The 19,942-nt window shown below is 70.2% G+C and carries 12 protein-coding genes; 2 read left to right on the forward strand and 10 right to left on the reverse strand.

The window, feature by feature from the left end:
* Positions 1 to 54: 54 nt before the first annotated feature.
* Entirely contained in the window at positions 55 to 480 is a 426-nt protein-coding gene (locus tag ACFVGW_RS25000) for a cell division protein SepF (protein ID WP_383227728.1), read from the reverse strand.
* Between the two features lie 65 nt (positions 481 to 545).
* The gene (locus tag ACFVGW_RS25005) at positions 546 to 1,001 is read right to left on the reverse strand and encodes an Lrp/AsnC family transcriptional regulator (RefSeq protein ID WP_352190708.1); all 456 of its coding nucleotides are present in this window, start codon (positions 999 to 1,001) and stop codon (positions 546 to 548) included.
* 116 nt (positions 1,002 to 1,117) lie between these two features.
* On the opposite strand from ACFVGW_RS25005, the gene ACFVGW_RS25010 reads away from it, so the two are divergent.
* Together ACFVGW_RS25010 and aspA are read left to right on the forward strand one after the other, a co-directional pair.
* Entirely contained in the window at positions 1,118 to 2,179 is a 1,062-nt protein-coding gene (locus ACFVGW_RS25010) for an asparaginase (protein WP_383227730.1), read from the forward strand.
* Between the two features lie 78 nt (positions 2,180 to 2,257).
* Positions 2,258 to 3,670: an aspartate ammonia-lyase gene (gene aspA, locus ACFVGW_RS25015; protein ID WP_383288677.1), complete on the forward strand. Its 1,413-nt coding sequence runs from the start codon at positions 2,258 to 2,260 to the stop codon at positions 3,668 to 3,670.
* 47 nt (positions 3,671 to 3,717) lie between these two features.
* On the opposite strand, the gene ACFVGW_RS25020 is transcribed toward aspA, so the two are convergent.
* The 8 genes from ACFVGW_RS25020 to ACFVGW_RS25055 all read right to left on the reverse strand — a co-directional run bounded on the left by ACFVGW_RS25020 (position 3,718) and on the right by ACFVGW_RS25055 (position 19,884).
* Positions 3,718 to 5,196, reverse strand: a complete 1,479-nt coding sequence (locus ACFVGW_RS25020) for a toll/interleukin-1 receptor domain-containing protein (protein ID WP_385853544.1) — start codon at positions 5,194 to 5,196, stop codon at positions 3,718 to 3,720.
* A 147-nt stretch (positions 5,197 to 5,343) separates the two neighbouring features.
* Complete coding sequence (locus ACFVGW_RS25025; RefSeq protein WP_385853545.1) at positions 5,344 to 6,948, reverse strand: glycoside hydrolase family 13 protein; 1,605 nt, start codon at positions 6,946 to 6,948, stop codon at positions 5,344 to 5,346.
* Between the two features lie 118 nt (positions 6,949 to 7,066).
* A complete protein-coding gene (locus ACFVGW_RS25030; protein WP_385853546.1) occupies positions 7,067 to 7,942 on the reverse strand; it encodes a carbohydrate ABC transporter permease in 876 nt (291 codons plus the stop codon).
* Positions 7,943 to 7,959: 17 nt separating this feature from the next.
* Positions 7,960 to 8,919 (reverse strand): carbohydrate ABC transporter permease, encoded by a 960-nt coding sequence (locus tag ACFVGW_RS25035; RefSeq protein ID WP_385853547.1) that lies wholly within the window; start codon positions 8,917 to 8,919, stop codon positions 7,960 to 7,962.
* Positions 8,920 to 9,007: 88 nt separating this feature from the next.
* Positions 9,008 to 10,423, reverse strand: coding sequence for an extracellular solute-binding protein (locus ACFVGW_RS25040; protein WP_385853548.1), 1,416 nt, complete (start codon positions 10,421 to 10,423; stop codon positions 9,008 to 9,010).
* A 312-nt stretch (positions 10,424 to 10,735) separates the two neighbouring features.
* Complete coding sequence (locus tag ACFVGW_RS25045) at positions 10,736 to 15,022, reverse strand: discoidin domain-containing protein (RefSeq protein ID WP_385853549.1); 4,287 nt, start codon at positions 15,020 to 15,022, stop codon at positions 10,736 to 10,738.
* A gap of 188 nt (positions 15,023 to 15,210) precedes the next feature.
* A complete protein-coding gene (locus ACFVGW_RS25050; RefSeq protein ID WP_385853550.1) occupies positions 15,211 to 18,576 on the reverse strand; it encodes a CARDB domain-containing protein in 3,366 nt (1,121 codons plus the stop codon).
* Between the two features lie 297 nt (positions 18,577 to 18,873).
* Entirely contained in the window at positions 18,874 to 19,884 is a 1,011-nt protein-coding gene (locus ACFVGW_RS25055) for a LacI family DNA-binding transcriptional regulator (protein WP_352192795.1), read from the reverse strand.
* Positions 19,885 to 19,942 lie beyond the last annotated feature (58 nt).

Below are 19,942 nucleotides of genomic sequence, written 5' to 3' on the forward strand. Positions count from 1 at the left end.
ATCGGACCGTACGCAGAGCCGCGGATGACGAACCGTTACGCCCTGGCCATCTTCCTACGATCGGGGGACGGCGACTCCCGTCACGTCCTCGTCCGCCTCCGCGTCGGACACGCCCTCGACCTCCGTGCCGGCGGGTGCGAGCAGGAAGACGTTGCGGTCGACCCGGTGCATGACGCTGCCGAGCCCGAACACGACGCCGCTGCTGAAGTCCAGGATGCGCTTGGCGACATCGGTGTCGGCGCTCGTCAGGTCGAGGAGCACCGGGATCTGCGCGATGAGGTAGTCGGCGACCTCGCGCGCGTCCGCGAAGACCTGCACGCGCAGGACGATCATGCGGCGCTGCTCGACCGCTTCGTACGGCTCGGGCATCGTGCGGTGGTCGACCCTGGACGGCCATTCGTCGCGGCCGCGCAGGGGCAAGACCTGGGCGAGGCCCTCCCACTGTTCGTCGGTGACGTCGTACCTCTCGTACCTACTCATGCACCCATCCTCCCGTTACTCACCCGTTCGGCCCAACAGCGACACGAGCCGACTCGGGTGTGCGGTCAGTGTTCGACCGGCAGTCCGCGCGGTTCCTTGATCCGTTTCATGATGATCTGCGAGTTGACCTCGGTGACCCCGGTCAGCGAGGTCAGCCGTTCGATCCACAGCCGTTCGTACGCGGCGAGGTCCGCGACCGCGATCCGCAGCAGACAGCCGGGGCTGCCGAACAGCCGGTGCGCCTCGATGACGTCGGGGATGTCCCGCAGCGCCTCCTCGAAGGCCTCGACGGTCTCCCGGTCGCGCCGTACCTCGATCGAGACGAGGACCTCGAATCCCCGCCCGACGGCCGCAGGATCGATGACCGCGCGGTAGCCCTGGATCACACCGTCCTCCTCCAGCTGCCGCACCCGCCGCAGACAGGCCGAGGCACTGAGGCCGATGCGCTGGGCGAGCTCCAGGTTGGTCAGCCGACCGTCCTCCTGGAGCTCACGCAAGATACTGCGATCGATCCTGTCCATGACGCAATTATGCACAACGGAATTCACGATTCCGGAGCCGGATTCGCAATCACATTCGACACAAGCTGACCTATCGTTGCGAAGGCGACACCCTTCGATCTCCGGGACAGACAGACATGCAGTGGACACGCGACGACCGGCCGCGCCGGATCACCCTCATCAGCACGGGCGGCACCATAGCCAGCCGCTGGCAGGGAGCCGGGTACGCCGCGGACGCCTCCGGTGACGACGTCCTGGCCACCTCGGCGCTGCCCGAGGGCGTGACGGTCGAGGTCGTCGACCTGTTCAACGTCAACAGCTCCCGGATGACCTCCGCCCGTCAGCTCACCCTGCTGCGCGCGGTCCACACGGCGCTCGCCGACCCCGGCGTGGACGGCGTCGTGGTCACCCACGGCACGGACACCCTGGAGGAGTCCGCCTTCTTCCTGGACCTCCACCACACGGACCCGCGACCGGTCGTCTTCACCGGCGCCCAGCGTCCGCTCGGTACGGGGGACGGCGACGGCCCCGGCAACGTGTACGACGCCCTGCAGGTCGCCGCCTCGGTCCGCGACCTGGGCGTGCTCGTGGTCTTCGACGGCCGGGTGCACGCGGCGCGCGGCACCGTGAAGACGCAGACCCTGGCGGCGGACGCGTTCGCCGACCCGTCGGAGTCCAGCCTCGGGAAGGTCGGTTTCGGCAGCGTGGACATCCGCCGCAGCCCCGACCGGCCCGCCCCGCTCCCCCTGCCCACGGCCGCCGTCGAGGACCTGCCCCGGGTCGACGTGGTGATGCACCACAGCGACGGCGACCCGCTCTTCCTGAACACCTCCGTCGCGGCCGGCGCGCGGGGCGTCGTGCTCGTCGGTACGGGCGCGGGCAACGCGACCCCGGAGATCGTCGAGGCCGTCGGCGCGGCGGTCGCCCAGGGCACCCTGGTGGCGCTGAGCACGCGGGTGCCGGCCGGCCCGGTCGCGGAGCTCTACACCGGCGGCGGGGCCGTGGACCTGGTGGCCGCCGGAGCCGTACCGGCCGGATCGCTGCGCGCGGGGCAGGCCCGGATGGCCGTCCTGGCGACCCTCCTGTCCGACGTCGCTCCGGAGCGGCGGCCGGCGCTGCTGCACCTGCTGCTGAACGGCCCCACGCGCCCGGAGCCCGCCCTGACGGCGTCCGGCTCCCGCTTCAACGGCACCTCCTGACGCGCAGCCGCCCCCCCTTCTCTCCTTCCCCACCCTCCCCTCCCCTCCCGCCCCTCCCTCCCCCTCGAAGGCACCTCGATGACGACTGTGTCCCGCCGTGAGCACGACCTCCTCGGAGAGCGGGACGTGCCCGCCGACGCGTACTGGGGCATCCACTCCCTGCGCGCCATGGAGAACTTCCCGATCACGGGAACACCGATCTCCGTCTACCCGCAGCTGATCGACGCGCTGGCCGCCGTCAAGGAGGCGGCCGCGCTCGCCAACGAGGAACTCGGCCTGCTCTCCCCGGCGAAGACGGCCGCGATCGTCGCCGCCTGCCGGGAGATCCGCGGCGGGAAGCTGCACGAGCAGTTCGTCGTGGACGTCGTCCAGGGCGGCGCCGGAACCTCGACGAACATGAACGCCAACGAGGTCGTCGCCAACCGCGCCCTCGAACTCCTCGGCCACGCCAAGGGCGAGTACCAGCACCTCCACCCCAACGAGGACGTCAACCTCAGCCAGTCCACCAACGACGTCTACCCGACCGCCGTCCGGATCGCGGCGATCACGGCCGTCCACGGTCTGCTCCAGGCGACGTCGGTGCTCCAGGACGCGTTCGCCGCGAAGGCCCTCGAGTTCCGCGACGTCCTCAAGATGGGGCGCACCCAGCTCCAGGACGCGGTGCCGATGACCCTGGGCCAGGAGTTCTCCACGTACGCGGTGATGCTGGACGAGGACCGCAACCGGCTCGCCGAGGCCGTGGAGCTCATCCACGAGATCAACCTGGGTGCCACGGCGATCGGTACGGGTCTCAACGCCCCCGCCGCGTACGCCGAGACGGCCCGCCGTCACCTCGCCGAGATCACCGGGATGCCGCTGGTGACCTCGGTCAACCTGGTGGAGGCGACCCAGGACTGCGGCGCCTTCGTCCAGCTCTCGGGCGTCCTCAAGCGTCTGGCGGTCAAGCTCTCCAAGACCTGCAACGACCTGCGCCTGCTCTCCTCGGGCCCGCGCGCCGGCCTGAACGAGATCAACCTCCCCGCCGTACAGGCCGGTTCGAGCATCATGCCGGGCAAGGTCAACCCGGTGATCCCGGAGGTCGTCAACCAGGTCGCCTTCGAGGTGATCGGCAACGACATGACGATCACGATGGCGGCGGAGGGCGGCCAGCTCCAGCTGAACGCCTTCGAGCCGATCATCCTGCACTCCCTGGCGAAGAGCATCACCTCACTGCGCGCGGCCTGCCTCACCCTCGCCGAACGCTGCGTGGCGGGCATCACGGCCAACGTGGACGAGCTGCGGGCGGCGGTCGAAAACTCCATCGGCCTGGCCACGGCGCTCAACCCGTACATCGGCTACACCGCCGCCACCGCGATCGCCAAGGAAGCCCTCCTGACGGGCCGGGGCGTCGCCGAACTCACCCTGGAGAAGGGCCTCCTGCCCGCGGAGCGCATCGCGGAACTCCTCACCCCGGAACGCCTGACCGGCATCGAGCCCCGCCCGGTCGCCTGACCCGCAGGCCAGCCGAGCAGCCGACGTGACGGGCCCGGCGGGTCCGGTCACGTCGGCTCCCTGAGCTCCTCGGGACGCGGCGCCGGCACGGAGGGCTTCACGCGCGCCGGGGAGCTGAGGGCGGCCACACGCTTTGCGAGCATCTGCCGCTGTTCTGCGGCCTCAGCCAGCATCGACCCGCACTGCCAGAGGTGTCGGCGGTGACCGAGTTCCATGGTGCACCCGGCAAGGGCGAAGCTGAGCAGCGCCACGACCGCGGGAAGCGCGCAAGCGTGCCAGTTCACCGCACCGGACATCACACCGGAAGACAGCGCGGGCGCCGTGGTCAGCGCGACGTTCAGCGTCACCCACAGGACGTACAGGCTGAAGAGCCAGGGGTGGTCCTCCGTGAGCCAGGTCAGGCGGGGCCGCTCCGCCTGCTCCGCCAGCCCGGCCAGGGCGCGGTCAATGTCGTCGAGCACCCAGTGCGCCTTCTCGCGCTGTTCGCGCGTCAGAGGGGACGACCAGAGGCGCGTCCGTGCGTCCAACCGCGCGATCGCGCGCCGGAGGACCTGCCTGGACACGGGTGTCGGCAGCGCCTGCGGCCACCGAACCCACTGGTCCCCGTCCCTCTTCGTGGCCTGGATGGATGCCGCGGCCGTACGGACGACCGCGAGCACGACGACGACCGAGAGCACCCCGGAGAGCAGGATGCCGTGCTCGCTCACTCGGAACGCGCCGAGGAGAGCGACGAGGACCAGCACGACGGCGGCCGGGTACGTCCGCCGGACGAGCGTCTCGTGGCTGACCGAGTGCAGCTCACGCTCCCAGGCCTGTATGGAGCGGCGGAACAGCCCGTGGACGACGAGACCCGCTGCCAGGAGCCCGCACATCACCAGGACGGACCATCCGACGGCCGCGAAGCCGATCGGCATCACTCCGGGGCGACGCCCGGTGTCATCCACCGCGAAGCCGAGCTTCGTGAGGACGAGAGCCAAGGCAGGCAGAGCAGTGACGAACCCCAGCCACCGGCCGGGCCGGAAGCAGGCGCGGTCCCCGCGTCCTGACGGAATCGGATGCCAGGTCCGCGTCACCCTGCGTTCCAGCATGGCTGTCAACTGCTGCATGTCGGCGCTCCAAGAGCTGGCCCGCAGCGGCTGGGCCTGCCGGTGCGCGAGGTCGCGCATGCCCTCCGGCAGATCGTCGGGCCGCGGGGCAGTGGCACCGTCCAGCAGTATCGGAACCACGGTCGTGCCGAAACCCAGTGCGAGCTCGATCTCGCGGCGGACCCAGTCCCCTTCGAGGTCCAGCCGCCTGACCCCCGTCTCGCTGCGTTCATCGGCCCACCCCGCGTGGATCACGACCAGCAGCACCTCACAGTCCGTCAGGCGGTCGAGCAGAGCGTCCGGGTAGCGGTCCCCGGGCGTGATCGACGCGGCGTCGAGGAACACCTGCTCCTCCCCGAAATGCCGTGCGAGCCTGTCGCGTAACTCCCCCACCCTCTCGCTGTGGTGCCCCCGGCGGTAGTTGACGAAAATGCCGCCCACCTTGCCCCCTTCCCCGTCAGCACCTCGCCCCCGAAGCGAGGTGACCAGTCGAACAGTGTGTCCGAACGGGGAGCACGGGGCCCTGACGTCGGGGCGAGGGGCCGGTACGACCGCGGAGGCGTCGCCGGTCGCACCCCGCCCGAGTCGTCAGGTCCGCAGCCAGACCGCCGTGTCCGTCGCGAGGCGGCCCTGTGGGTCGAGGGGGGTGCTGGTGAGGAGGACGTGGTCGTGCGGGGGGAGGGGGGTGGGGGTCGGTGAGAGGTTGACCATGCAGAGCAGGCCCCCCGGGCGGGTGAAGGTGAGGACTCCCTCGGGGGCCGGGTGCCAGGTCAGGGGGCCGTCGCCGAAGCCCTCCTCCGTGCGGCGCAGGGTCAGGGCCGTCCGGTAGAGCGTGAGCATCGACCCGGGGTCCGTGTGCTGGCGGTCCACCGCGTAGCGGGCCCAGTCCCGGGGCTGGGGGAGCCATGGCTCGGAGGACGGGCCGAAGCCGTACCAGGGTGCGTCGGCGTTCCAGGGCAGGGGGACGCGGCAGCCGTCGCGGCCCGGGTCGGTGCCCTGGGACCGGGCGTGCATGGGGTCCTGGATGCGCTCACGCGGGATGTCGGCCTCGGGGAGGCCGAGTTCCTCGCCCTGGTAGACGTAGACCGAGCCCGGCAGGGCGAGCGTCAGGAGCGCGGCGGCGCGGGCGCGGCGGGTGCCGAGGTCCAGGTCGGTGGGGGTGCCGAAGGCCTTCGTCGCGAAGTCGAAGCCGGTGTCCGCGCGCCCGTAGCGGGTGGCGGTCCGGGTGACGTCGTGGTTGCAGAGGACCCAGGTGGCGGGGGCGCCGACCGGCGCGTGTTCGGCCAGGGTGTCGTCGATGGTACGGCGCAGCCGGTCCGTCTCCCAGGGGCAGGAGAGGAAGGTGAAGTTGAAGGCCGTGTGCAGCTCGTCGGGGCGCAGGTAGCGGGCGAACCGCTCGGAGTCGGGCAGCCACACCTCGCCGACGAAGACGCCCTGGTAGGTGTCGGCGATCGCACGCCAGGACCGGTAGATGTCGTGGAGTTCGTCCTGGTCGATGTACGGGTGGGGGTCGACGCCCTCGACGAAGTCGGCGAGGGCGGGGTCCTTGGCGAGCAGCGCGGCGGAGTCGATGCGTACGCCGGCGACACCGCGCTCGAACCAGAAGCGCAGCACGTCCTCGTGTTCCCGGCGGACCGCCGGGTGGGCCCAGTTGAGGTCGGGCTGCTCCGGGGTGAAGAGATGGAGGTACCACTCGCCGTCCTCGACCCGGGTCCAGGTCCGCCCGGAGAACTGTGACGGCCAGTTGTTGGGCGGGAGTTCGCCGTTCTCTCCGCGGCCGGGCCGGAAGTGGAACAGCTCGCGTTCGGGGCTGCCGGGTCCGGCCGCGAGCGCCGCGCGGAACCAGGCGTGCTGGTCGGAGACGTGGTTGGGGACGATGTCGACGATCACGCGGATGCCGAGTCCGCGGGCCTCGGCGATGAGCTTCTCGGCTTCGGCGAGGGTGCCGAAGGCGGGGTCGATGGTGCGGTAGTCGGCGACGTCGTATCCGCCGTCGACCAGCGGGGAGAGGTACCACGGGGTGAACCAGACGGCGTCGACGCCGAGTTCGGCGAGGTAGGGCAGTCTCGCCCGGACGCCCGCGAGGTCCCCGGTGCCGTCGCCGTCTCCGTCGGCGAAGCTGCGTGGGTACACCTGGTAGATGACGGCGTCGCGCCACCAGTCGTCGGTGCGGTGCGCGTGAGGGGCTGCCACGTGACGGTCCTTTCGGGCAGGTCGGAGTTCTTCGCCGCCGGCCCGGCGTGCTGCGGGGCGTGTGGACGGGCCGGCGACGAAGGTCTGGGGGTGCGGGAGGCGGCGGGGACGGGCGTGGTCAGCCCTTGAGTCCACCCGCCGTGAGACCGCTCATGATGTTGCGCTGGAAGACCAGGAAGAGGATCAGTGTCGGCACCGAGGCGATCGTGAGCGCCGCGATCAGCACGTTCACGGGCACGCCGTTGGAGAGCGAGTAGATGCCGACGTTGAGTGTCTGCATCGCGGGGTCGGGGAGGGTGAGCATCGGCCAGAGGAAGTCCTTCCAGACCCCCACGACGGCGAAGATCGACACCACGCCCAGGATGGGGCGCGAGATGGGCAGCACGATCGACCGGAGGATGCGCGTCGGCGAGGCCCCGTCCATCGACGCGGCGTCGAGCAGCTCTCTCGGGATCGAGTCGAAGAACCGCTTGAGCAGGAAGATGTTGAAGGCGTTGGTGACGGACGGGAGCCAGATCGCCCAGGGCGTGTTGAGGAGGTTGCGCTCCACGATCGGCACGTCCAGGACCGTGAGGTACTGCGGGACGACGAGGACGGTCGCCGGGATCATCAGCGTCGCCAGCATCAGGCCGAGGATCGCCTTGCCCAGGACGGGCCGCAGCTTGGAGAGCGAGTAGGCAGCCGCCACGTCGAGGACGAGCTGGAAGGCGAGCGCGCCGAACGCGTAGTAGAGGGTGTTGAAGAGCAGGGTGGCGAGGTCCATGACCTCCCAGGCACGGGTGTGGTTCGCCGGCTCGAAGGTCCCGGGCACCAGGGTCGGCGGCGTCCGGACGACCTCCTGGGCGTCCTTGAAGCCGCTCGTCACCAGCCAGTACAGCGGGCCGAGGAAGGCGAGGGTGAAGCCGCCGACGACCACGGCGAAGACCGTCCAGTAGAGGACCCTGCCACGGGGGCGGGCGAGCTGCGCCGGCGAGATGAGTGTGCGTGTGGACATGCTGGTCTCCCCCGGTCCTACTCGTCCTCGGCGCGGCTGAGCCTCACGTACGCGGCCGAGAATCCGGCCAGCAGTACGAGCAGGAGCAGGCCGAGCGCCGCCGCGGCACCGTAGTTGTTGAAGTTGAAGGCGTACTGGTAGATCAGGTACACGACGGTCGTGGTGGAGCCCTCGGGGCCGGCGCCGCCGGTGAGCAGGAACGGTTCGACGAAGACCTGCATGGTGGCGATGATCTGCATGAGCAGCATCAGCGAGAGGATGAGGCGGGTCTGCGGGATGGTGACGTGCCAGATCTTGCGGAACAGACCGGCGCCGTCCAGCTCGGCCGCCTCGTACAGCTCGCCGGGGATGGACTGGAGCGCGGCGAGGTAGATGAGGGCCGCGCCGCCCATGTTCATCCAGGTGGAGGCGATGACCACCGAGAGCATCGAGAGGCCGGGGTCCTGGAGCCACTGCTGTTCGGGCAGTCCGACCGCGGTGAGCATCTCGTTGAGCAGGCCGTAGCCGGGGTCGTACAGGTACTTGAAGAGGAGGACCGAGGCGACCGGCGGCAGCATCACGGGCAGGTAGACGAGCAGCCGGAGGTATCCCTGCCCGTGGTGGAACTCGTTGATGACGAGGGCGACGACGAAGGGGACGGCGAAGCCGAAGACCAGGGCGAGGACGGTGAACAGGAGCGTGTTGCGCCAGGCCTGCCAGAAGGCCGGGTCGTTGAAGACGGTGACGAGGTTGTCGAGACCGACCCACCTGGTCTCGCCGTTCTCGGTCTTCTGGAAGGCGAGGAAGAACTCCCTGACCATCGGGTACCAGGAGAACACCGCGAAGCAGACGACCGCGCCGATCAGGAATCCGTGGGCGGTGAGGTTGCGCTTCAGGTTCCGGACGAAGCGCCCGGTGGGCGGCGCGGGGTCCGTCTCGTGCAGCGGTGAGGGGCGGCGGGAGGCCGCTGTGCTCGGGGTCAGGCTGGGGGCCGACATCGCGTCGCTCCTTGGTGCTGGTCTGCCGGGTTGACGTCCGCGGGCGGGGCGGGGGCGGCCGGACGGTCCGCCCCCGCCACCGGTCCCGTCACCGGTTGGCGAGGACCTGGTTCACCTGCGTCTCGGCGGTGGCGAGCAGCTTGTCGATGTCGGCGTCCTTGTTGGTGAGGATGCCGGACATCACGTTGTCCAGGACCTTGTAGACCTCCTGCGCCTTCGGCGGCTCCGCCTTGCCCGCGACGGGGTTGTCCATGAAGGACTTGAAGTTGGCGACCGGCATGGTGGCGTGCTCCGTGCGGGCGGCGTCGTCCTGGGCCTTGGAGTCGTTCAGCCAGAAGTTGGGCTGCGGGACGCCGACGGGCAGGCCGTCCTGCTTGCTGCGCGCCCAGTCGAACTGGCCCTTGCCGACGGTGAGGTTCTTGAAGTTCAGCCAGGCGACCGCGGCCTTGATCTTGTCGCCGGATATGCCCTGCTTGACCATGTAGTTGTTGCCACCGGCCAGGGTGGCCTTCTCGCCGGGGATCGGCCCCATGCCGAAGTTCTCGTACTTCGCGCCGAGTTGCTGGACCATGTACGCGATGTCGTCGGGCGCCGCGAGGAACATGCCGAGCTTGTCGGTCGCGATCTGCTTCTGCAGGTCGCCCCACTTGAGCAGCTGGGTCTTGCCCATGCTGTCGTCCTCCCAGCGCATGGCGTGGAGGTTCTTCGCGACCTGCTTGCCGAGCTCGTTGTTGAAGGCGGCCTTGGTGCCGCTCGCGTCGACGACGTCGCCGCCGAGGCTGTACATCTGCGCGGTGAAGTGCCAGCCGCCCGTGTTGCCCGCGCTGTACTCGCCGAACCCGGCGATGCCCTGCCCGAGGCCCGCGATCTTCTTGGCGGCGGCGCGCACCTCGTCCCAGGTGCGCGGCGGGGCGTCGGGGTCGAGGCCGGCCTGCTGGAAGAGCTTGCGGTTGATGAGCAGGCCCATCGTGTAGTTGCTGGTGGGCAGGCCGTAGAGCTTGCCGTCCTTCTTGAGCGAGCCGAGGACGTTCGGGTCGATGTTCTTGAGGAGGGGGACGGTCTTGTCGTTGACGTAGGCGCTGATGTCGGCGGCGCCGTCGTTGTCCAGGACCTGGGGCAGGTCGGTGAAGTACGTGTAGAAGACGTCCGGCTGCGACTTGGCCTTGAGCATCGCGGTGAAGCGGGGCGGTTCGAGGCACTGGCCGGCGGTGGAGCGGCCCTCGATCGTGACGTTGGGGTACGTCTTGTTGAAGGCGGCGACGTCCGCCTTCCACTCCTTGAGCTCGGCCGCCTTCGCCGCCGGGGGCATGCAGTCGATGGTGATCGTCACCTTGGTCTTCGGGTCCAGCGGAGCGGAGGGATCGGAGGACCCACCGCCCTCGGAACCACCGCTGCCGTTGCTGCTGCTGCTCGTGCCGCAGGCGGCGAGCGCGGTCAGCGTGAGCGCGGAGACGAGGGTGACCGCGCTGGCGCGGCGCGTACGGCGGAACCGGGCACTTCTCATGGGTGGTCCCCTTCGGGCATGAACGTGGAGGTCGCGTCACCCCACCGCCGGTGCGTTTGTGGGGCGCGCCACACTCAACCACCATCAACAAGTGAACGCAAGATATCGCGCTGATTTCGTAATTGCCTGACAGAGAACGGGAAGGATGGCGGGAACCCAGGCCCGGGAAGCGCCTGATCCGGGGGCCTCCCCGACCCTCCGAGGGTTCTCCGGGGCCGTGGAGCGACACAACGCACGCAAGGCCGGTGCAAGCGGCCGCAAGCCGCCTGCACCGACCTCACCCACCCCTCACCGGGTCTGTCGTGCGAGTCCCTACGGGTTGATGTCGATCGCGAAGGTGGAGGTGGTGTTACGGACGTCCACCGCGTTGCCGCTCAGCTCCAGGCCGTTGAACGTCACCTCCCCCACGGCCGGCCCCTGCCCCGACTCCGGCATCTCGTTGGCCCAGAGACCGAAGCCCGACTTGGCGTCGAACGCGTCCCCGCTCCTACGCGCACCCGTGATCGAGATGTCCGTGAACACGGTGTCCTTGATCGGGAACTGCGGCTGCCCGCCGACGTAGTTGGTCTGGAACATCACTCCGCTGTACGTCGGGTCGACGATGTCGACGTGGTTGACCCTGATCCCCTGGAAGACCTTGGAGGCGGAGAACACCCAGATGCCCGGGAAGGTCTGGGAGCCCCAGAAGTGCCCGCCGGCCCGGACGACCGAGATGTTCTCGAAGATCGTGGGTTCGGTGCCGAAGCCGTTCATCGGATAGCCGAAGTCCAGCGAGGAGATCGTGATCCCGGAGTAGACCAGCGTGTCCGCGATGCGGATGTTGCGGAAGGTGTTGGCGTAGCCGCCGTAGACGGCGACTCCCGCGGCCCGCCAGGTGAGCGTCGACGTCAGGTTCTCGTAGACGTTGTTCTTCATGTCGGCGCCGCCCGCGTCGATCGCGGAGAAGAGCGCGAAGCTGTCGTCGCCGGTGGCCCGGGCGTCGTTGTTGGTCACCAGGTTGTCCGTGGACCCGTTGGTCATGTTGATGCCGTCCGCGAACATGTTGCGGATCCGGGAGTTCCTGATGGTGATCCGGTCGGTGTTGGCGCCCCAGTACAGGCACACCATGTGCTCGTTCCAGATGTCGTCGATCACGATGTCGGTGACGTTCGCGAAGTCGAACACCTTGCCCGGTCCGTCGATGCGCGAGGTGTAGTTGCCGAAGTAGGCGAAGCCCTTGAAGAGCGACCCCTTCGCCGCCGCCTCGGCCCGGAAGCCGACGTCGGTGTTGTCCTGCGTGGAGGGCGCGTGGAACGTCGTGTACCAGGGGCCGGCGCCGACGACCTTCACGGCCTTGCCGTACACCTGGAACTTGCTCGACGTCTGGTAGTCGCCCGGCGGCAGGTAGACCCCGACGAGGGTGCCCGTGGTGTCCATCCGTACCTTGTCGAGCGCGTTCTGCACGTCCTGGTGCGTGAATCCGGCGGGGACGGTGTACGTCGCCGGGTCGGGGTTGCCGACCGGGGCGACCTGCTCCAGGTCGACGAAGTCGATCGCGTACGGCCGGGTGTTCGCCGCGTCCTTCTGCAGCCGGATCCTGCTCCCCGCCCGTACGGTCTCGCCGAGCATCATGTGCGCCTCGTCGTAGATGTGACGCGGGGCGCCCGCGCCCGGAGAGTTCCCTGGCGCGGTCTCGGCGCCGTACAGCCACGCGTACTTCGACGTCACCGGGAGCGCCTTCCTGAACACCCCGTCGACGTAGACGTTGATCGTGGAGTCGATGCCGCCACCGCCGGGCGCGTCGGGCAGCGAGACCCGGGCGACCAGGGTGTTCGTGTCGGCGCGGGTGGTCAACTCGACGTACTCCCCCGTGGCGTCGAGGTTCACGGCCTTGCGGCCGGAGGCCTCCCCCGCGATGTCGCCGACGGTCCGGTTGGGGCCGACGACCTGGGCGCCTCCGCCCGCGGTGCCGTCCTCCGCCTCGTACATGTCGTACGGCATGTTCGCGCCGCGGCCGACGAAGAGCGGCTGGGTGGAGGTGTTGTTGGCACGCTTGACCGGCAGTTCGTCGGCGTCGTCGGCGAGGACGACCTTGACGGTGTACGAGCCGTTGGCGGCGGTCCACGGACCGAGGCCCACCTCGGCCGTGGCCCCGGGCGCGACGGCTCCGCTGTGCGCGCCGGTCAGCGTTCTGACGGTGACGCCCCTGGAGTCGACCAGGGTGAGCGTGACGCCGTGGCTGCCGGAGGCGCTCGCGACGGTGCCCTGGTTCTTCACGGCCACCTTGAACGTGACGGCGTCACCGGCCGCGGGGCTGGACGGCGAGGTCGTCACGGCGGCGGCGACCAGGTCGGAGCTGGCGACCGGCCCGACCACCAGGGCTGTGGGGCTGGTGAAGGTGTTGTCGGTCTCGTTCTGCTCGACGACCGCGTTCGCCTCGTCGGCGACCGCGCTCAGCTGGTACGAACCGGCGTCCCGCGCGCCGATGGAGGCGGTGACCGTGGTCCGGGCGCCGGCGGCCAGGGCCCCGACCTGTGCGGTGGCGACCTTGGTGCCGCCCAGGCGCAGCGCGACGGCGCTCGCCGGTGCCGGGGCCGGACCGCTGTTGCGGACGGTCGCGCTCACCGTGATCGGGTCGGACTCGACCGGCGCGGCGGGCGAGACGGTGAGGGCGGTCACCTCCAGGTCCGGGTTGGGCGCCGGAACGCCGATGACCTGGAACTCTGCCAACTGGCCAGCCGGGGCGCCGGAGTTGGCGGTGAACTTCAGCTGGACGTCCGCGACCCGGGCGGAGAGCGGGATCGTGGCGGTGTTGCCGCTCGCCGGGTCGAACGTGTAGCTCTTCGCGGCGACCAGGCCGCCGAAGCCGGACGCGTTCTGTTCGCGCCCGAGGACCTCGACGGTCTGGCTCCGGGTGGCCCAGGCCGTGTCGGGGTTGAGCTTGAGGACGAGCCGGCCGACGTCGGCGTTGGAGCCGAGCTTCACGGTGAGGGTCTGGGGGTAGCTGCCGCCCGCGCCCTCCCAGTACGTCGCGGCGCTGTTGTCGTTGGCGTTGGCCGCGACGAAGGTGTGCACCGTGGAGGAGGCGGCGATCTCCTTGCCGACCGCGAGGTTGGAGCCCGTACCGCCGGTGCCGTCGCGGGTCACGGCGTTGCTGTTCGCCGACCGGTTGCCCGCCGCGTCCTTGGCACGGACGTGGTAGGTGACGGTGGCGGAGGCCGGCTGGGTGTCGGTGTACGTGGTGGCGTCGCCCGCCACGCTGCCCCGCAGGGTGTTGTCGGCGTAGACCTCGTAGCCGGTGACGCCCACGTTGTCCGAGGAGGCGTTCCAGGTCAGTCGGATCTGACCGGCGCCGGGTTCGGTGAGCGCGAGGTTCGCGGGCGCGGTCGGCGCCTGGGTGTCCCCTGTCTCGCCGGTACGGGTCACGGTGTTGCTGTCGGCCGACTGGTTGCCCGCCGCGTCCTTGGCGCGGACGAGGTAGGTGACGGTCTGGTTCGCCGGCCGGGTGTCGGTGAAGGTGGTGGTTCCCGCGCCGACGGTGGTCAGCAGGGTGCCGTTGGCGTAGATGTCGTACCCCGTGACGCCGACGTCGTCGGTGGCCGCGTTCCAGGTGAGCCTGATCTGATCGGTGGCGGGCTGGGTGAGGGCGAGGTTCGCGGGCGCGGACGGGGCCTGCGTGTCGCCGCTCCGGGGACCGTAGACCTCCAGTTCGGCGAGTTGTCCGGCGGGCCGGACGCTGTTCGCCGTGACGAGGACGCGAAGGTACCGGGTGGTGGCCGCGTCGAAGGTGATCGTCGCGGAGTGTCCGCCGGCCGCGTCGAAGGTGTACGCCCGGGAGGCGGTCAGGTCGGTGAAGGCGGCGCCGTCCGTACTGCCCTGGATCTTCAGGGTCTGGGTGCGTGTCTCCCAGCCGGAGGGAAGCCGCAGGACGACCCGGTCGACGCGGACGGCGGCGCCGAGGTCGGCCTGGATCCACTGGGGGAGGGCGCTGTCGGCGCTCTCCCAGTAGGTGGCCCGGTTTCCGTCGTTGGCATTGCCCGCGGCGTACACCTGGGTGTGGCTGCTCGCGGTCAGGGTGCGGCCGCTCGCGAGGTTCGCGGAGGAGCCGTCGGCGGCGTGCACCTCCAGTTCGGAGAGCTGGGCGGCCTGCCAGCCGGTGTTGGCGGTGACGGTGATCCGGACGAACCGGGTCTGGGTGGCGGGGAAGGTCACCGTGACGGTGTTGGCGGCGCCGGGACTGAAGGTGTAGGTGGCGGAGTTCTTCAGGGTGGCGAAGCTGGTGCCGTCGGCGCTTCCCTGGACGGAGAGCGTCTGGTCACGGCTCTCCCATCCGGCGGGCAGTCTCAGGACCACCTCGTCCACGCGTTCCGTGGTGCCGAGGTCGGTCTGGACCCATTGCGGCAGGCTGCTGCCCGCGCTCTGCCAGTACGAGTTCTGGTTGCCGTCGGTGATGTTGCGGGCGCCGTACTCGGCGAGGGCGCTGCCGGCCGCCGCCGCGTCGCCCAGGGCGATGTTGGGGCCGCCCGCGGCCTCGGCGGTCGTCAGCGGACCGCCCAGTGCCAGGAGGCTGGTCGCGACCACGGCGCTCAGGAACCGTGATCTCCAGGTGGGGATGCTCATCTGTCCTCTCAGTCCTCGATCTCGGCCTCGCGCCCGACCGGCGGCGAGGCACGGCTGAGTGGCGGCGGCCCCCGGCGAGGGGGGCCGCCGCACGGGGTGTGCGGATGTGCGGGTGTGGGGTGTGCGGGTGTGGCCGGCGCCGGCGCGGCGTGTGCCGGCGCGGTGTGGGCCAGTGCGGCGTGTGAGCGTCAGTTCCTGTTGACGACGAACTGCGAGCCCGGCTCGACGAGGACGTCGCCCTCGGCCGAGTCGGTGATGGTCACGCCCGTCAGCGTCGCGCTGCCGCGCGCCCCGCTCATCGCGAGGATCCCGGAGCCGTTGTTCGACTTGTCGATGCGGACATTCGTGATCTTCACGTCCGGCATCTCGCCGCCACCGGTCTTGAACTGGATGCCGTCATAGGTCGAGTCGAGGATGTCGGTGTCCCGGATGGTGACGCCCGGGATGGGCTGGCCCTGCGCGAAGAGCGTGATCGCGCCGAACTCCTGGTCCTCGTTCCAGAACGCGCCGCCGGTGCGGTGCAGGGCGTTGTTGGCGATCAGCGTCTGCCCGGAGAAGGGCAGCGGGTCGTGGTCGGTCGCCAACATGATGCCCGGGTAGTTCATGGTGTCCGAGATGATGTTGTTCTCGATGGTGTTGCCGAAGCCGCCGTAGACCGCGATGCCGTTGGCGCGCCAGGGCAGCTGGATGGTGTTGTTGCGGAAGTGGTTGTCGGATCCGATGTCCACCGAGGTGTCCTTGACGTACTTGCTGGCCCAGACGGCCAGCGCGTCGTCGCCGGTGTTGCGGAAGGACGAGTCGAAGACGGTGGAGTTGCGGGTGCCGTTGGCGAAGTTGATGCCGTCGGCGTAGGTGTTGCGGATCCGCATCCCGGTGAACTCCAGGCCGTCTCCGGGGCCCCAGAGCTCGGGGATGTTGGAGTAGTCGCGGCCGGCCCAGACACCGACGTTCGCGTGCTCGATCCAGACGTTGCTGATCTTGGTGCCCTTGCCGAAGCGGCCGTTGAGGCCGACGCCGCCCTCGGCGTTGCCGTCGCCGCCGCGGATCTGGCCCGACCCGAAGATGGCGATGTCGGAGATCTGCGTGTTGTGGTCGATGTCGAAGCCGAAGTTGCCCTCGTGCGGGTGGTTGATGCCACCCGCCTGGTGCGGCGGGGTCAGCGTGTACAGCTGGGAGTGCCACATGCCCGCGCCGCGGATCGTCACGTCCCGGATGCCGACCTGGTTGAACTGGCCCCGGTTCAGCGGGTCGTCGGTCAGGATCTTCTGCTCCTGGCGCCACTGGCCTGCGGGGATCCAGACGCAGGGGATCTGGCCGTTCTGGTCGGCGGTCACCGCACGCTGGAGGGCGTCGGTGTCGTCGATGCCGTCGTTGGGGACGGCGCCGTATTCGGTGATGGAGACGCATCCGGCCGGCTTGGCGGCCGGGGGCGCCACCTGCTCCAGGTCGATCAGGTCGATGACGTGGAAGGCGGCCGAGTCGCCCGCGTCGCGTTGGAGCCGGAATTTCGTGCCCACCGGGTAGGTCTGCGTCAGCAGGGCGTGGGACTCGTCGAAGAGCCTCCGCGCGTCACCGCCGGGCCGGTTGGTGAGGCCCTCGGGATCGTCGGTGGTGCCGTAGAGCCAGCTGTGCTTGGAGGACAGGGTCAGTTTGCGGACGAAGACGCCGTCCGCGTACAGGCTGATCGTGGCCTCCGCCCCGCCGCCGGCCGCCGCGTCGGGGACCGAGTTGCGTACGACGATCGAGTTCGCGGGGTTGGTCGAGGTGAACTCGACGTACTGGCCCTGTGAGGTGAGCCGCACCGACTTCCGGCCGGAGGACTCGGAGGCGAAGTTGGTGTGGCCGAAGGTCCGCTTCTGGTCGGCGGTGAGCAGCGTGCCCTCGTACCGGGCGTCCTCCGCCTCGTACTCGGTGTACGGCACGGCCGCACCGCGCCCCACGACGAGGGAGCGGGTGAAGACGTTGTTGTTCTCGTCCGTCTCGGTGAGGGTCCCGGTGGCGTCGGCGGTCGCCGTGAGGGTGGCTCCGCCGCTGGTGGCCGTCCAGGTGCCGGAGATCGGGACGGTGGCCGTCCCGCCCGCGGCGATCGCGCCGGTGGTGCCGTTCAGGGTGGTGGTCCCGGCCGTCAGCCGGGTGACCGTGCCGGCCGGAGCTCCGGTGGTGCCGCGGTTGTGGACCGCGACGGTGAAGGTGACGGGGGAACCGACCGCGGGAGCCGCCGGGTTGGTCGTGATCCCAGTGATCCGCAGGTCGGGACCGGGGCTCTGGCCGACGACGAGCTTCGCCGACGCCGTCCGGCTGTTGTTGCCGTTGTCCTGCTCCGCGACAGTGTCGGTCGGGTCGACCACGGCCGACACGGTGTACGAGCCCATCGGACGCCTGCCCACCGTGACCGGGACGGTCGCCGAGGCGCCGGCGGCGAGCGCGGCGACCGGGGCGGAGCCGGCGACGACGCCCTCCAGGCTGACCTGGACGGTGGTGGCGGGCGCGGCGGCCGAACCGGCGTTGCGCACCGTGGCGGCGACCGTCACGGCGTCCGTCTCGGAGGGGGAGGACGGAGTCCACGTCAGGTCGGTGACGGTGAGGTCGGGGTTGGGGGCGGCCGCGCCGACGACCTGGAACTCCGCGACCTGGGCGCCCGGGGCGCCGGTGTTGGAGAAGAAGGTCAGGCGCAGGTCCGCGTACCGTCCGGTCACCGGGATGGTGACGGAGTTCTGGCCGGCGGGGCTGAACGCGTGGTCGGCGCGTGCCTTGAGCGAGGTGAAGCCGGAGGCCGACTGCTCACGCCCGAGGACCTCGATCGACTGCGTCCTGGGCCCCCACACCTGGTCGGGGTTGAGTTTGACCACCACGGCGCGTACGTCGGCGTCGGCGCCGAGCTTCACCGTCAGGCTGGACGGGAACCCTGCGGACTCCCAGTAGGTGCCGGTGTTGTCGTCGTTGGCGTGGGCGGCGACGTAGGTCTGGGTCGACGAGGTCGCCTCGATCGGCTTGTTGCGCGCGAGGTTGGTCCCCTCGACCGGAGGGTCGACCGGGCCGCCGGCGCCGTAGACCTCGACCTCGGACAGCTGGGCGGCGTTCCAGCCGGAGTTGGCCGTCACCTGGATCCGTACGAACCGGGCGTCGGCGGAGGTGAGGGCGATGCTCACGGTGTTCGCCCCGGCAGGGCCGAACGCGCGCGGCTGGGCGGCGGCGAGGGTGGTGAAGGTGCTGCCGTCGGTGCTGCCGAGGACGCCGACGGTCTGCGAACGGGCCTCCCAGGTGGTGGGGAGTTTCAGGACGACGTCGTCGACACGGGTGCTCGCGCCGAGGTCGATCTGCACCCACTGGGGGAACGATCCCGCCGGACCCTCCCAGTAGGACTGCTGGCTTCCGTCGGTGACGTTGCCCGCCGGGTACGCCCCGTGGGCTCCGCCGGCTGTGACCGTTCTGCCGAGCGCGAGGTTGGGCCCGGCCGCCGCGGCGTACGCGTGGACGGGCAGGAGCCCCACGGCGACCAGTCCGGCTATCAGCATGCCGACCGTCAACCGCCAGCTCAGGATGTTGCCTCTCATATGGGCCTCTCCGTCTGCCGGGCCGCGGCCATGCGTCGACACAGGGACACTCGCCAGGAACCCAGCGGAGCTCTGACAATGAATGACGGCGAGATACAAACTTATTGAGCATTTTCGTTAATCTTTTGCGCCGCCGGGGTGACAGGTTTCTATCAGGTCACCGCTTTGTCAACAGCCGTGGCAGAACCGGCAGTTGGGGTGCCGCATCCCCGCAGGTCAACGCAGAACGGCTCCGGCGCCGGGGAGGCGGTGAGGCCTCCCCGGCGCCGGAGCCGGGAACGAGCGGAGGGTGAGGGGTCAGCCGAGGGGCGGCGGCGCGGTCGATCCGCGCACGACGAGTTCGGGCTCGAAGAGGAGCTCGCCGGGGTCGGTCTGGGTCCCCTGGATCTGGGCGCAGAGCAGCTCGACCGCCGCGCGCCCCATCGCCTCGATGGGCTGGCGGACCGTGGAGAGCGGCGGCTCGGTGCAGTTCATGAAGGCGGAGTCGTCGAAACCGACGACCGACACCTGCCCGGGAACGGAGAGCCCGCGCCGCCGCGCGGCCCTGATCGCCCCCAGGGCGAGCGGGTCGCTGGCGCACACGATGCCGGTGACGCCCCGCTCCAGGAGGCGGGTGGCGGCGGCCTGGCCTCCTTCGAGCGAGAAGATCGACCGCACGACGTGCTCGTCCGGCAGCGCGGCGCCCGCCGCCGCGGCGGCGGCCCGGGCCGCTTCGAGCTTGCGTCGCGAGGGGACGTGGTCGCTCGGGCCGAGGACGAGACCGATCCGCTCGTGCCCGAGCGAGGCGAGGTGGCGCCAGGCCTGCTCGACGGCGACGGCGTCGTCGCAGGACACGCAGGGGAAGTTGAGCCCGGCGATGGACGCGTTGATGAGGACGACCGGGATGTTGCGCTCCGCCAGCTGGTGGTAGTGGTCGTGCGGCGCGTCCGCCTGCGCGAACAGACCGCCGGCGAAGACGACGCCGGACACCTGCTGCTGGAGGAGGAGCTCCACGTAGTCGGCCTCGGAGACGCCCCCCTTGGTCTGGGTGCAGAGCACGGGGGTCAGCCCCTGCTGCGCGAGCGCGCCGCCGATGACCTCGGCGAACGCGGGGAAGATCGGGTTCTGCAGCTCCGGCAGGACCAGACCGACGAGCCGCGCGCGCTCACCGCGCAGCTGGGTGGGCCGCTCGTATCCGAGCACGTCGAGCGCGGTGAGGACGGACTGCCGGGTGGCCTCGGAGACACCGGGCTTGCCGTTGAGCACACGGCTGACCGTGGCCTCGCTGACTCCCACCTTCTTGGCCACTTGAGCAAGTCGTCGCGTCATGAACGCAAGACTAGCGCAAGCCTCGCAAGTTTGTTGCGTCGTTCTCGGCCGTCGAGCG

It is taken from the genome of Streptomyces sp. NPDC127129, assembly GCF_042671585.1.
Classification (GTDB): Bacteria; Actinomycetota; Actinomycetes; order Streptomycetales; family Streptomycetaceae; genus Streptomyces.